The organism is Chryseobacterium sp. S90, assembly GCF_047444895.1.
Taxonomy (GTDB): domain Bacteria; phylum Bacteroidota; class Bacteroidia; order Flavobacteriales; family Weeksellaceae; genus Chryseobacterium.
The window spans coordinates 322,010-337,277 of record NZ_JBLGCX010000006.1; the positions used below are offsets into that span (position 1 = coordinate 322,010).

A 15,268-nucleotide genomic window follows, 5' to 3' on the forward strand; every position below is an offset into this window, starting at 1 on the left:
ATAAAAATGGATTTACTTACATTTAAACTTATACTTGTACTAGCACTTTTCCTGCTGTCACTTACGATCGCAGCCTACTCTACCTGGGCAGAAAGAAAAGTAGCCTCTATCATGCAGGATAGAATTGGTCCCAACAGAGCCGGGCCTTTCGGATTGCTGCAGCCTCTTGCTGATGGTGGAAAGTTTTTCTTCAAAGAAGACTTTACGCCGGCCAATGCAGAAAAATTCCTGTTCGTATTAGGGCCTGCTTTGGTAATGTTTATTTCATTGATTACAGGAGCTGTTATTCCTTGGGGTAAAAGTTTAAATATTGCAGGTACTTCTTTTGATCTTCAGGTTGCTAACATTGATGTTGGTGTACTTTTCATCATCGGAATGGCTTCAATCGGGGTTTACGGAATTATGATCGGAGGTTGGGCTTCGAACAACAAATATTCATTACTAGGTGCTATCCGTGCTTCTTCTCAAATGATTTCTTACGAATTGGCAATGGGATTAGCACTTCTTTCTATCATTATGATGACAGGAAGTTTAGATTTAAAAGAAATTACAGAAAGCCAGACTACTGGCAAATTATGGGGAGTTATTCCTTGGGTTTCCGGCCTAAACTGGAATATTTTCTACCAGCCGATCGCTTTCCTTGTTTTCTTTGTAGCAGCTTTAGCTGAAACCAACAGACATCCGTTCGATTTACCTGAGTGTGAATCTGAATTGGTAACAGGATATTCTACAGAATATTCTTCAATGAAACTAGGTTTATATATGTTCGGGGAATACGTGAACATGTTTATTTCCAATGCTTTCATGGTAGTTCTTTTCTTCGGAGGATACAACTATCCTGGTATTGAATGGGTAACTCAGAACTGGGGTGAGAACACTGCAGGAATCTTGAGTATCGTAGCATTCTTAACGAAGACTGTCATCGGAATTCTGATCTTCATGTGGATCAGATGGACGCTTCCAAGATTCAGATATGACCAGTTAATGCACTTAGGATGGAAAACATTAATTCCAATGGCATTGGTAAACCTATTAATTACAGGAGCTGTAATTTTAGCATTTGCAAACTAAGAAATTTGAAAATGAGCTGATTTGAAAATTTGATAATAAAATCAAAGCTTTATCTTTAGCCTATCATATTCAATCATCAATATTAAATAATTAAGATAACAGACAAGATTAGTCTAAAATCTGGTGTCTAACATCTAATATCTATAATTAAATGAAACTTACAAACAGATCAAAAGTTGTTTCCAATAAAGAAATGACCCTTGCTGAAAAAATCTACCTTCCTGCGATCTTTACAGGAATGGGGATTACATTTAAGCATGCTGTAAGAACCGTGATAAAAGGTGCTCCCGCAGTATATTCGTATCCGGAAGTACAGAAGCCAAGAACAACCATCTGGAGAGGCCAGCACGTTTTGAAAAGAGACGAAGAAGGCAGAGAAAGATGTACCGCTTGCGGACTTTGTGCGGTAGCTTGTCCTGCAGAAGCCATTACAATGACTGCTGCTGAAAGAACTAAAGAGGAAAAAGGTCTTTACAGAGAAGAAAAATATGCTTCAGTATATGAAATCAATATGCTGAGATGTATTTTCTGCGGTATGTGTGAAGAAGCTTGCCCTAAATCTGCCATCTATCTTACAGACAGACTGGTAGATGTAGAAACCAACAGAGGTTCTTTCATCTATGGAAAAGATAAATTAGTTGAAAAAATAAATGAAAGGATTGATATCACCACAAGACAATCCGAGAAACAAAAAAATGCGGTAAAATAATGGATCAGTTTTTATTTTTCTTGGTGGCGTTTTTAGCAGTGGCAAGTGCAGTGTATTTTGTGTTTGCAAGAAATCCTCTCTATGCTATTTTGTCATTGATTGTTACGATGTTTTCAATTGCCGGAATGTACGTTCTTTTAAATGCACAGTTCCTTGCAATTATCCAGATTATAGTGTACGCAGGTGCCATCATGGTACTTTTCCTTTACATCCTGATGATGCTTAACCTTAATAAAGGAGACGAAAGTAAGAAGAACAATACTTTAAAGTTTGTTGGAGTTTTTACAGCAGGTCTTCTTTTAGTAGGAGTACTGGGAGTTTTCAGAGGCGTACAGGACAAACACATTGTTGTTGAAAATGTAGACAGAGGTATCGGTCTTACTAAAAATCTGGGTAGACTTTTGTTTAATGAATATGTTTTACCGTTTGAGCTTGCTTCCATCCTAATTCTGGCAGGTATTGTAGGCGCGGTATTAATCGGTAAAAAAGATTTATAAAATTATGGGAGAAGTAAATACATTTATACAAAGCATCCCTTTGGACTACTTCATCATTCTTTCATCAGTATTGTTCTGTCTGGGAGTAATGGGAGTATTGCTTAGAAAAAATGCTATTGTGATTCTGGGCTGTGTAGAGCTTATGCTGAATTCTGTAAACCTTTTATTGGCAGCTTTTTCAGCGTATAAAGGCAACGGCGACGGACAACTTTTAGTTTTCTTCATTATGGTAGTGGCTGCTGCTGAAGTAGCAGTAGGTTTGGCAATTATTGCTATGCTGTATAGAAATACCCGTTCTGTAGATGTGAGTATATTTAATAAATTAAGAGGATAAGAATGGAGAATCTAGTATATGCAATAGTACTTTTACCACTTTTAGGGTTTCTTATTAACGGTTTATTCGGGAAAAATCTTCCAAAAATATTGGTTGGATCTTTGGCTACGGCAATGGTTTTCGGATCATTCTGTATCGCTGTAAGCCTTTTCATGAATTTTAATTCTGAAAGCCAGCCTGTAATCGTAAAAGCTTTTGAATGGTTTAGAGTAAATGGAGTTCAAATCAATTTTGGATTCCAGATTGATCAGCTTTCTTTAATGATGGTAATGATCATCACGGGTATCGGTTCACTGATCCACTTATACTCTATCGGATATATGAGTCATGACAAAGGATTCTATAAGTTCTTTACTTACCTGAATCTTTTCATCTTCTCTATGTTACTTTTAGTAATGGGAAGCAACTACCTTATCTTATTCATCGGATGGGAAGGTGTAGGTCTTTGTTCTTACCTGTTGATCGGATTCTGGTATACCAACGAAGAATATGGTAAAGCGGCAAGAAAAGCTTTCATCATGAACAGAATTGGTGACCTTGCGTTATTGATCGGTATCTTCATGATTGCTTCTCAGACCAATGCTGTAGATTATCTTTCTGTAGCAGAAAACGCTTCAAAATTTGAATTGGACGGAACAGTGATTATCTTTATCACAGCGAGTTTATTCATCGGTGCTACCGGTAAATCTGCTCAGGTTCCTTTATATACATGGTTACCGGATGCGATGGCCGGACCAACTCCTGTATCAGCCTTGATCCACGCAGCAACGATGGTAACTGCAGGGATCTATTTGGTAGTAAGATCAAACTTCTTATTTACTTTAGCCCCTACAGTACAGGGAGGAATTTTATTCATCGGATTCTTAACAGCTGCTTTGGCAGGATTCTATGCACTTCGTCAGAACGACATCAAAAAAGTATTAGCTTACTCTACCGTTTCACAGCTTGGATTTATGTTCATTGCTTTAGGTCTTGGAGCATATACTACAGCGATGTTCCACGTAATGACACACGCATTCTTTAAAGCTTTGTTATTCTTAGGTGCAGGTTCTGTGATCCACGCAATGAGCAACGAACAGGATATGCGTTTCATGGGAGGTCTTAAAAAATATATTCCTCTTACCCACGCTACATTCCTTATCGGGACATTAGCCATCTCAGGTTTCCCTTTATTATCAGGGATGATCTCTAAAGACGAAATTTTAGTAGCAGCTTTCGCTAAAAACCCTATTTACTGGGTAATCTTATTCGTATTAGCGGCAATGACTGCAACATATATGTTCAGACTATACTACCTGACATTCCACGGAGAATTCAGAGGTACTGAAGAGCAAAAACACCACTTACATGAAAGTCCGTCAAATATGACATTACCATTGATCGTATTGGCAATCCTTTCTGTAATCGGAGGTTTTATCAACCTGCCACACTTCATCGGTCACGGGCATTATGCCAAATTGATGGAATGGTTAAAGCCAGTTCTTACAGAACAAAGCTACAGCCAGATGGAAGCTACTCTTTCAGGAGTGCCTTTCAATACTGAAATGATCTTATTAGCAGCTACAGTGCTTATGTTCTTCTCTGTATGGTTCATCGTTAGAAATACTTATGTAAGTAAGAAAAAGATGGCTGTTGCAGAAGAAAACTACACCGGATGGGAAAAGCTTTCTGCTAAGAAATTATATGTTGACGAACTTTACAACGCATTGATTGTAAAAACTGTTGAAGGATTAGGACGCGGAGGAAAGATGTTTGATAAGGGTATCTTAGACCGTTTTGTAAACTTTGTAGGTGATGGTGCTGAAGACAGCGGAAAAGCTATGAAGCGTGTTCAAAACGGAAATGTAGAGACGTATATTCTTATCATGTCTTTAGCTGTGGGAATTATATTAATTGTTAACTTTTTATTACAATAATAATGTCTTGTTTATTATTAACATTATTACTATTACCTCTAGTAGGTTCGGGATTAGTTTTTGCATGGAAGAGTAATTCCAGCAAATATTTGGCACTGGGAATTGCATTGGTACAAATGCTTCTTACATTTTATATACTTTCGGATTTCGATTTTACTCCGACGGTAGATAGTGTATTGCAGCATGAGATCAATTATCCTTGGTCACAATTTATGAAGAGCTCTCTTCACTTCGGTATCGATGGGATGAGCATGCTTCTTTTGTTATTGACCAATATTCTGGCTCCAATCATTATTTTATCATCTTTCAACGAAAATGTAAACTATAGAAATACATTCTACGGACTGATTCTATTGATGCAGTTCGGCCTTGTAGGAGTGTTTACTTCTTTAGACGGATTGTTATTCTACATTTTCTGGGAAGTAACTTTGATTCCAATTTGGTTCATTGCCGGACTTTGGGGACAAGAGAATAAAAGGTTTGAATTCACTACGAAATTCTTTGTATATACATTCGTAGGATCATTATTTATGTTAGCCGGATTGATCTATGTGTACAACCACTCTGCATCATTCGCTTTAACAGATCTATATAATGCGCAACTGAACGAAGTACAGCAGACTGTGGTATTCTGGTTTATTTTCTTTGCTTTTGCAGTGAAATTACCGGTATTCCCTTTCCATACATGGCAGCCTGACACCTATACCTACTCTCCTACTCAGGGATCGATGTTATTATCAGGAATCATGCTTAAGATGGCAGTATACGGTGTAATGCGTTACTTATTACCAATCACTCCGCTTCCGATAGCAGGAATCTCAGGACAGATTGTGATCATCCTTGCGATTGTAGGAATTGTTCATGGTGCCCTGATCGCTATTATCCAGACGGATATGAAGAGAATCATTGCGTATTCATCTTTCTCTCACGTAGGATTAATGGTAGCTGGTATCTTTGCTTCAGCAGTAGTTACTTTAAGAGGAACTTTCAATGTTGAAGGTGCTGAAGGAGCTTTGGTACAGACTTTCGCTCACGGTATCAACGTAGTGGGATTATTCTACTGTTGTGATATTTTATACAAGAGATTTAAATCAAGAGACATCAGACAAATGGGTGGTTTAGCTAAAGTAGCTCCTAAGTTTGCTGTATTGTTTCTGATCATTATATTAGGTTCAATGGGAGTTCCATTAACGAATGGATTCATTGGAGAATTTATCTTGTTGAAATCTGTTTATGATTTTAACGGAACAGCAGCAGTAATTGCTGGTCTTACGGTAATTCTTTGTGCTGTGTATTTATTGAGATTCTACGGAAAAGCAATGTTTGGAGAAGGAGATGAAGCCGTTTTAAGTACAGCAAAAGATTTATCAGGAGTAGAGTTTTCTGTATTGGCAAGCTTAGCGGTTTTTGTGATTTTACTAGGTATTTTCCCACAACCGGTAATCGACATGGTGAGTAGTTCAGTGAAGTTTATCTACATGGCGATGGCTAACTAAAAAATTAAAAGATTTAAAAATTAAAAAATTAAGAGATTAGAGAGAATAAAGATAAAAGACGAAGAGAAAAGAGACAAGGCCTTTTGAACCTTGAACTCTAAACCTTGAATCTTGAACTTTAAACTTCAAATCTCGCATCTCAAATCTATATTATGAGTGTTTTAATTATTGTTTTCCTAACGGCAGTTATTGCGTTATTTTCAGGAGTTTTTGAACAAGGAAAATTCGCAAGATACATTGGGATTTTGGGATTAATCATCGCATTGTACGTAAGTTTTATGCCGGAATGTTCGTTCTTCGATCATTATAAGCATATGTATGAGTACAGTGGCAATACCGCATTATTCACTAAAATATCAATCGTAACAACATTATTATTATTCTTCCTGGGAGGTTTTGCATTCAGCAACCACAGAAGCCACCAGTCAGAATTATATGCATTGATGCTATTTGCATTATGTGGAGGAATCATCCTTTTCGGATATCAGAACTTAGTGACGATGTTCCTGGGAGTTGAGATTCTTTCTATTCCATTATATGTAATGGCTGGAGCTAATAAAACTGATCTTAGATCCAACGAAGCTTCTATTAAATATTTCTTAATGGGTGCCTTTGCAACAGGTTTCTTACTGTTCGGGATTGCATTCATCTACGGAAGTGCAGGAAGTTTTGATCTGTACAAGATTCATGATTTTGGAGTAGCTAATTCAGGGAATGTAATGTTCATCTTAGGAGTATTACTTATTCTTTGTGCATTGGCATTCAAAGTAGCTTTAGCACCTTTCCACATGTGGAGCCCTGATGTATATGCAGGTTCTCCTTCATTAATTACAGCTTTCATGGCGAGTGTGGTAAAAATCTCCGGATTCTTTGCGCTATTCAGATTGATGACTCTTGGTTTCACCGGAGTTACTCACGAATGGATCAACGTATTAGGCGTATTCTTAATCATTACTTTACTTTTGGCAAACGTTATGGGTCTTGCTCAAACGAACGCAAAAAGAATGTTGGCTTACTCTTCAGTTTCTCACGCAGGATATATCGGATTGGTATTCTTCGGAATGACCAGCCTTTCTACTTATAACCTTGCCTTTTATTTATTTGCTTATTCTTTATCTACAGTAGGAGTTTTCATGTGTCTGATCTGGGTAGAGAAGTTAAAGAGAGAAACCTCTTTCGGAGCATTCAAAGGATTGGCAAAAACTGAACCTTTATTAGCAACAGCAGCAGCAATCTCTATGCTTTCAATGGCAGGGGTTCCGTTAACAGCTGGTTTCATGGGGAAATTTGCTTTATTCTCCCAGGCTATGAACGGTGCAGCTTTCTTAGTATTGGTTGCAGTATTAGGTTCTGCCCTATCAATTGCTTACTATTTAAGACTGATTATCGCAATGTTCTTCTTTAAAGAATCTACATTCAAGTCATCAGAAAAAGTAACGCTTACTTACAATATCATTGCAGTAGTTGTTATCGCTTTGATTATCATCCTTGGAGTTTTCCCGGATTTGTTTGCAAGAATGTTCGGATTGTAAAATCTGAATTTTAAATACCAAAAGCACAACTTTTCAGTTGTGCTTTTTTATTATCTATAACTGGAATATAAAACGGAAACAGAAGAAAAAAGATATCTAAATTTACTAATCAGTAATCCAATAATCTGTCTTTACATAAAAGAGCAATGAATTATAAAATACTTTGCAAAATTTCCGAAGACACAAGTGAATAATATACAATAAAATAAATTTTTCACCCTGCCAATATTCTGCTTTTTTCATAACTTTACTTTAAATTTCAGCTTTTGGCTAATCTCTATAAAAAAGACTCTCCTTTTCAGGTTTATATATCATTCAAAAAATATTTGGATGTCCTGGAGCATATCCGATATAACGACAGACTGGAATACAGGGTGAACTACGCAGAGTCTTTGATTGAGAGTACCAGAAATTTTAAAGAGCTCAGAGAAGGCTTTCAGGATACTTCTCTTCTCGAAAAATATGAAGACCTCATCAGATTGCTTCTTGCTGACCTTTTCCCAACCGGACTCACTAAAAATGAAATAAAAGCAGCCAGTATTCCACTTTCCAACATCACGTTCAATTATACCGAAAGGTTTCAAGATATTCTGAAAGATGCAGGAAAAGATTTTGAAATAGAACTCAGAAATATATCAGATAATGAGTTTTATGTATTCTGCTGCTGTCTGATTCTTCAAAGTTATTTCAAAAAAGATATTAAAAGTACGATTCCGTTTTATTATGACATTCCCAACAAACAGGGAATAATGAAGCATTATAAGATTACGGTCAATTCAGACTTTACAGAAATCATTCCTACTGAAGATGCCAAAATCCCTTCCGATGACACGCTGGATATGCTGCTGGAAAATCTGGATGATTTTAAACTGTGGAAAAAATATTTCCCTTCACAGTCATGGATTTTGAAAGGATTCACTATCATTTCACTGGTAGACTGTACCTCTGAAGTAGCACTTTCTGATCTGAAATCAAGTATGATTGAAATTGATCCGGAAAATATGAATCCCAACGAAAATCTGACTGAAATTTTCAAATCCTATTTTGATGTTCCGGAACTCAGTTTTGGGCTGATGACTTTCAACAAAAAGGAACAGAAACTGGATAAACTTCCGATTTATGAAAGTCTTCTTACCAATCATATTCTTGATTTTTGGATCAATGCATTTGATGAAGAGACGCGTAAGAGTACATTCGATAATTTAAATCATAATTCAAAACCTGTTGTTGTTTCTAATGTAAACAACCTGGACGAGAATGTCAAGCTACTTCCTTCCTTTAATATTCTAAAGGATAATAATGTCAATAGTTTCATGGTAATTCCTATCATGAAAGACGGCGAACTCCTTGCCATCATGGAATTCACATCACCTATTGCAGGAAGTTTTAATGGTTTAAAACTTAAAAAACTTGAGTTCTTTACCGATATGGTTCTTTTCTCTCTGAACAGATTCTACTTTGAGAAAAACTACCAGATAGAAGCTATTATTCAGCGAGAATATACTACCATTCATGACAGTGTGGTATGGAAGTTCAGAAATGAAGCTGAGAAATATTTTACCGCATCACTCGGAAAGAAAATATATACTTTAAAGCAGATTGCATTCAAAAATCTTACTCCGCTGTTTGGTGTTTCAGATATCCGTTCTTCTTCTGAAAAACGTTTTAATCTGATGCTGCAGGATCTTAATCAACAGATTGAATGGCTGAATGAGATTTTGACACTCACCAATTCCGATTCAGAGAAATTTGTACTGGCTCTGGATGTTTTTGAAAACGAAATCAACAATGAGATCAAAGCGGATACGGAACAACGTTTTCAGAGATTATTAAGAGAAGAAATTCATCCTTTTTTACAGGGAAAACTGGAAGTAAGAACCTCCAGAGAAATAAAGGCAAAAATCAAAGATTATTTTTCACACATCTTTACCACTACGGATCTGTTTTATCACCACAGGAAAAACCTTGATGATTCTATCACGCTGGTCAACAGAAAGCTGGCAGACATGCTGGATGAAAGTCAGGTAAAAGCACAGGAAATTTTCCCACATTACTATGAAAGATTTAAGTCTGACGGTGTGGAACATAATCTGTACATTGGCTCTACCATTGCTCCTGAGCTGCACTATACCTCAAAAGTTGTTCACAAACTAAGATACTGGCAGCTGAAAACCATCTGTAAAATGGAACTTGAATTTCAGTCGTTCAAAAAATATCTTCCTGTACAGCTGGATATCGCTTCACTGATCTTTGTATATAATGAAAAAATAGACATCCGTTTCAGAATGGATGAAAAACGTTTTGATGTAGATGGCGCCTACAATTCCTATTACGAAATCATCAAAAAGCGCCTGGATAAAGCCCATGTGAAAGATTCTGCAGAACGTATCACTGCTCCCGGAAAGATCACCATTGTTTATTTCGGAATGGAAAACCAGAAAGAATATCTGGATTATATTTCCAAACTTCAGAAAAAAGGTGTCTTACAGCATGATATAGAGTTTTTAAAGGTAGAGGATCTCCAGGGAATCACAGGATTATTGGCGTTGAGAGTTTCTTTTACACCTCCGCAGGAATAGAAGATCATTTTTTATCCACAAAATAAATATCGGCTTCTTCAACTCTGCCTGTAGAATCCGGTTTAACAAAAATTTATGGTACAACAAATGACGCCATGATAAATCAATCACGAAAAATATCATGAGCGTTTATCATAGCTTTAGCTCTCTTTAAGAAAGCTTATCTGTACATTTTTTAATTAAAGACTAAGAAATGCTGCTCCAAAAGACAGAACAGAAATAATAATCCCTGCCATAAAGATCTTATAGGTAATCGATAAAAGCTTGTACTTCCTGTCCAGAACTTTCCCCAGATAATACAGATCTTTTACCATAGAATCGTAGATATAGTCTCTGTCTTTGATAAGGTCTTTCATTGCATTGTTATAATCATCAAACAACATCTGCTGAAAGTTTCCAAAGAACAAAAGATTTACTTTTCTGTTGGCAATATCCTGAGGAGTAAACGTTGTTTTGGTCACATTCGGTTTTGTAGATAAAATAGCAAATATGATTGTAAATACACTTGATAACAGCAAAATGAAACTCGGAAGAATCAGATGTGAATTCTTAGGAGCATCCAGCTTCGGAACCAGTACAGAAAGACAAACTGAAATAATAATCGCGTTTACTGATAAAAGGATATTGGCTTTACTATCTGCAATATCGCTAAGTCTCGTATGATTGTTAAGGGTTACTCTGAATAATGTATCTACACTTCTATCAGATTTTTCTTTTTCCTTTTTACCCTCTGAGCTTTCCTTTTTTACCTCTTTTTTCTCTTCTTCTTTTTCCAGCTTCTTTTCGATCTTTTTAATGTTTTTCTTTTTCAGGGGTTCCCAGTTTTCTTTAGCGTAGTCTGTATAAAAAGTATGTTTATTTTTCAGCATATCCAGGTTTCCGGCATTCCACTCTTCATTAGAAAAACATCTTACATTGGTCAGTTCCCATTCTTTTCTTAAAGCATCGGAAATATCATTATAATCGTGACCTGCAAAATGGCTGAAATCCGCATCTTTCACGATTTTTTCCAGCAAATTCTGAGGTTCGTAATGTATTTTCGTAGCCAGAATCAGTTTTTCAACATCCGCGATATAATTTTCCGGATAATTTTCCTGCTGTAAAAAGGCTTTCATCACCTCCACACTCCTCTCTTCATGGTTCAGCGCACATTCTATATACCCGGTATCATGAAACCATAATGCTACGAGTACTTTCTCCTGATCCTCTTCAGAAACAGGGGTGTTTTTCATGATTTCCTCAGCCTTATTGACCGTATAGGCAGTATGGATAAAATTATGATAAAAATATACTGAAGATAACTTATCTTTGAATAAGATTTCAACATAATTTTTAGCTTTTTGTAGAATGCTCATTCCTGAAATTTTGTTAATGTAAATTTATGAATTTATCCTTTAAAACTCATCTAAAAAATACTTCTATTGTTCTTCGAACTGTAATGTCCGCAGGAGCACTTTATTCCTGTGCTACATATAACGTACAAAAGGGCAAAAACTTATTTGAAGTAAAAGATTCTGAGATAAAATCTGAAAATGATTTTAAACTTTTTCTGATTGGAGATGCAGGAAATGCAGATGAACCTCAGGCACAAAAAACACTTAGTTTACTGAAAAGCAAACTGGATTCTGCAGACAGCAACTCTATGCTGATCTTTTTGGGAGATAATATCTACCCTAACGGCATGCCCAAAGAAACAGATAAAGAGTATGCCTCAGCTAAAGAAAAACTGGAGAATCAACTTGCCATCACCAAAAATTTCAAGGGTAAAACATTGGTAATTCCCGGAAATCACGACTGGTATAATGGCCTGGAAGGATTAAACACCCAGGAAGAGCTGGTAAAAAAATACCTCGACGACAAAAAAGCTTTTCTGCCTAAAAACGGATGCCCTATTGATGATATCAATGTCTCTAAAGATATTAAGCTTATTGCTATTGATACGGAATGGGTGATTGCAAACTGGGACAATTACCCCGGAATCAATAAAAACTGTAATATCAAAACCCGTGAGAATTTTTTTGATGAATTTAAAGATCTCATAATCAAAAATCAGGGTAAAAAAATCATTGTTGCGTTACACCATCCCATTATCAGCAGTGGAACCCATGCCGGCTTTAATTCTGCAAAGTCGCATCTTTTTCCTTTAAAAAGTAAGATCCCTGTTCCTGGTGTTGCAAGCTTAATCAATATTTTAAGAAGTTCCTCAGGAGCCAGTCCTGAAGATATCAATAACCAGCATTACGCGGATCTGGCCAACAGACTGAAAAGTATCGTTCAGGATAAGGAAAATATTATTTTTGTTTCCGGGCATGATCATAATCTTCAATATCATGAGGATGAAAACATAAGACAAATCATCAGTGGTGCCGGTTCTAAAACAGATCCCTCTACCATTATAGAAAAAACTGATTTTTCTTACGGAGGCAGCGGTTTTGCGGTTTTAAATTTCAGAAAAGACGAAAGTACGGACGTAGAATATTTTTCTACAAAAGATGCAAAGCTTCAAAAACTGACACATATCTCAGTAATTTCCAAGCCGGATGTATTTGTTAATAATTTTCCGAATTCTTTTCCACAGACATTTTCCTCAACCATCTACCCGGTACAGCTTACTCAAAAAGGGAAATTTTACCGCTGGCTTTGGGGAGATCACTACAGAAACTACTACGGAATTCCGATTGAAGCTCCAACGGCTAATCTTTCAGAATTAAACGGCGGATATACCCCTTTCAGAGAAGGTGGAGGAAACCAGTCCAACAGCTTACGACTGAAATCAGCAGACGGACAGGAATTTGTGATGCGTGGAGTGAAAAAAAGTGCTATCCGTTTTCTTAACAATATGGCTTTTACAAAAAGTACATTGGGTGAAGAGCTCACGGATACTTTCCCCGAAAAATTCTTGTTGGATTTTTATACTACCAATCATCCGTTTACTCCGTTTACGATCGGAAATATGTCAGAGAAACTGAATATTTTACATAGCAATCCAAAACTGTATTATATTCCTAAGCAACAAGCTTTGGGTAGATATAACGAGAATTACGGTGATGAAATGTATATGATTGAAGAACGTTTTTCTTCTGATCCTAAGACATTGGCTTATCTCGGCAATGCAAAAGATATTGTCTCTACGGATGATGTATTAAAGAACCTCAGCAAAAGCAATAAATATTCTGTTGACAGAGAATCTTACATCAGAGCAAGATTATTTGATATGCTTATCGGTGACTGGGACAGACACTCGGATCAGTGGAAATGGGCAGAATATGAAATGGATGACAAAATAGTGTATAAACCTATTCCTAAGGACAGAGATCAGGCATTCAGTAAATACGACGGAGCCGCATTTAAGCTTATTATGAATGTTCCGGCAATCCGCCATATGAAAACCTTTACAGAAGATATAAGCAGTGTCAAATGGCTTGCTATGGAACCTTACCCGATGGATCTTGTCTTTTTAAAAGGGGCTGATCAGACAGAATGGGAAGCACAGGCAAAATATATTCAGGAACACCTTACGGATGCGGATATTGATGATGCTTTCCATAATCTTCCGAAAGAGGTACAGGACGAAACTATTGCTGAAATTCAGAGAAAGCTTAAAGTAAGAAAAACAAAACTTCAAAGCTATGCCGCTCAGTACTATGATGTATTACAGAAAAAAGTACCTCTGGCAGGAACTGTGAATCCTGATAAGTTTGTCATCACCAAAAACGGGCATTCGGTACTTGTACAGCAATATAAACTGGGCAAGAATAAAGATCAAAATGAACTGGTTTTTGAAAAGACATACAATGATTCAAAAACAAAAGAACTTTGGATCTATGGATTGGAAGATGATGATATCTATGAAGTGACAGGAACCGGAAATCCTAAAATGAACATCAGACTGATTGGTGGATATAATCATGATACTTATAATGTTGCTGATGGGAGAAAAATAAAGATCTATGATTTTAAATCTCAAAAGAATACTTATAACGCCGGTAATGCAACCAAAAATATTACTGATGATTATGACATCAACAGCTATAATTACAAGCACCCGAAATACAATTCCGTTGCCGGATATCCAAATCTGGATTATAACCCGGATGATGGTGTCATTGTAGGGGTTCTGGCTAATTATACGGTTAATAATTTTATCCGTGATCCTTATACCCAAAGACACAGCTTAAAAGCTAATTTTTATACTGCCACTGCAGGATTCAGTCTTACATATAAAGGAGTATTTAAAAAGGCAATCTCAGGTTGGGATTTCAATCTGGATGCATTTTATACAACTCCAAGGTTTTCTCAAAACTTCTTTGGACTGTCTAATGAAAGTGAGTATGATAAGGAAGATACAGAAAGAGAATATAACAGAGCAAGAATTTCTAAATTCAACTTTGCTCCTTCCATTTCTCAGAAGAGCTGGATGAATCTGAGTCATCAGTTTCAATTGACTTTTGAAGATAATAAAGTACAGAGAAAAGCTGACCGCTTCATTAATCAGTCACCGGACGTAAGACCAGGTGTATTTAACAGCCAGCAGTTTGTAGGAGCCAATTATACATTTGGTTATAAAAATGCAGATAATACAGCTTTCCCTACTCTTGGGCTTGAGTTTATGCTTAATGCCGACTGGAAAGCAACTCTTTCTGACTTTAATAAAAATTTCCTGACTTTAAAAGGAAAGCTTGCCATTGATCACAGAATTGATAAAAAGGGAAAATTTGTTTTTGCCAATGCCAGTAATGTCATGTGGATGAATAACAATAATTTTGAATTCTATCAGGCAGCGACTATTGGAGGTAACAACGGAATGAGAGCCTTTAGAAACGAAAGGTTCTCAGGTAGATCTTATTTTACCAATAATTCTGAAATACGATGGGATTTCGGGAGAATAAGAAACAATATTGTTCCTGCGAATATGGGAATTCTTATCGGATATGATATTGGCCGTGTATGGAATGACAATGAAAATTCCAGAAAATGGCACCAATCTGCCGGAGCCGGTGTTTGGTTAAGTATTGTAGAAATGATGTCTGCGAGACTGAATTATTTCTATGGCTCAGATGGTGGAAGACTTTCTGCAGGGATAGGAATGAAGTTTTAAGTATTATAATTTTGAGACAGATACAAAATACTGTTT

General features: G+C 36.5%; 10 protein-coding genes. 9 read left to right on the forward strand and 1 reads right to left on the reverse strand.

Annotation, left to right across the window (positions count from 1 at the left end; translation table 11 throughout):
- The first annotated feature begins 6 nt into the window (after positions 1-6).
- The 8 genes from nuoH to ACLMCG_RS17410 all read left to right on the forward strand — a co-directional run bounded on the left by nuoH (position 7) and on the right by ACLMCG_RS17410 (position 10,134).
- Entirely contained in the window at positions 7-1,071 is a 1,065-nt protein-coding gene (gene nuoH, locus ACLMCG_RS17375; protein ID WP_213278082.1) for an NADH-quinone oxidoreductase subunit NuoH, read from the forward strand.
- Between the two features lie 151 nt (positions 1,072-1,222).
- Complete coding sequence (locus ACLMCG_RS17380; protein ID WP_040996950.1) at positions 1,223-1,780, forward strand: NuoI/complex I 23 kDa subunit family protein; 558 nt, start codon at positions 1,223-1,225, stop codon at positions 1,778-1,780.
- On the forward strand, positions 1,780-2,277 hold the full coding sequence (locus tag ACLMCG_RS17385) for an NADH-quinone oxidoreductase subunit J (protein WP_047423983.1): 498 nt from the start codon (positions 1,780-1,782) through the stop codon (positions 2,275-2,277). Before ACLMCG_RS17380 ends, ACLMCG_RS17385 begins: the two co-directional genes overlap by 1 nt.
- Positions 2,278-2,281: 4 nt before the next feature.
- Positions 2,282-2,611: an NADH-quinone oxidoreductase subunit NuoK gene (gene nuoK / locus ACLMCG_RS17390; RefSeq protein WP_002983557.1), complete on the forward strand. Its 330-nt coding sequence runs from the start codon at positions 2,282-2,284 to the stop codon at positions 2,609-2,611.
- Between the two features lie 2 nt (positions 2,612-2,613).
- The gene (nuoL, locus tag ACLMCG_RS17395) at positions 2,614-4,527 is read left to right on the forward strand and encodes an NADH-quinone oxidoreductase subunit L (protein WP_223601045.1); all 1,914 of its coding nucleotides are present in this window, start codon (positions 2,614-2,616) and stop codon (positions 4,525-4,527) included.
- A gap of 2 nt (positions 4,528-4,529) precedes the next feature.
- Positions 4,530-6,023, forward strand: a complete 1,494-nt coding sequence (locus ACLMCG_RS17400) for a complex I subunit 4 family protein (RefSeq protein WP_047423980.1) — start codon at positions 4,530-4,532, stop codon at positions 6,021-6,023.
- A gap of 152 nt (positions 6,024-6,175) precedes the next feature.
- Positions 6,176-7,555 (forward strand): NADH-quinone oxidoreductase subunit N, encoded by a 1,380-nt coding sequence (locus ACLMCG_RS17405; RefSeq protein ID WP_047423978.1) that lies wholly within the window; start codon positions 6,176-6,178, stop codon positions 7,553-7,555.
- Between the two features lie 266 nt (positions 7,556-7,821).
- Entirely contained in the window at positions 7,822-10,134 is a 2,313-nt protein-coding gene (locus tag ACLMCG_RS17410) for a GAF domain-containing protein (protein WP_413960393.1), read from the forward strand.
- A gap of 179 nt (positions 10,135-10,313) precedes the next feature.
- Here the strand turns inward: ACLMCG_RS17410 and ACLMCG_RS17415 are convergent, their stop codons facing one another.
- A complete protein-coding gene (locus tag ACLMCG_RS17415; protein ID WP_413960394.1) occupies positions 10,314-11,489 on the reverse strand; it encodes a Pycsar system effector family protein in 1,176 nt (391 codons plus the stop codon).
- A gap of 26 nt (positions 11,490-11,515) precedes the next feature.
- On the opposite strand from ACLMCG_RS17415, the gene ACLMCG_RS17420 reads away from it, so the two are divergent.
- Positions 11,516-15,232: a metallophosphoesterase gene (locus ACLMCG_RS17420; RefSeq protein WP_413960395.1), complete on the forward strand. Its 3,717-nt coding sequence runs from the start codon at positions 11,516-11,518 to the stop codon at positions 15,230-15,232.
- The last annotated feature ends 36 nt before the right edge of the window (positions 15,233-15,268 follow it).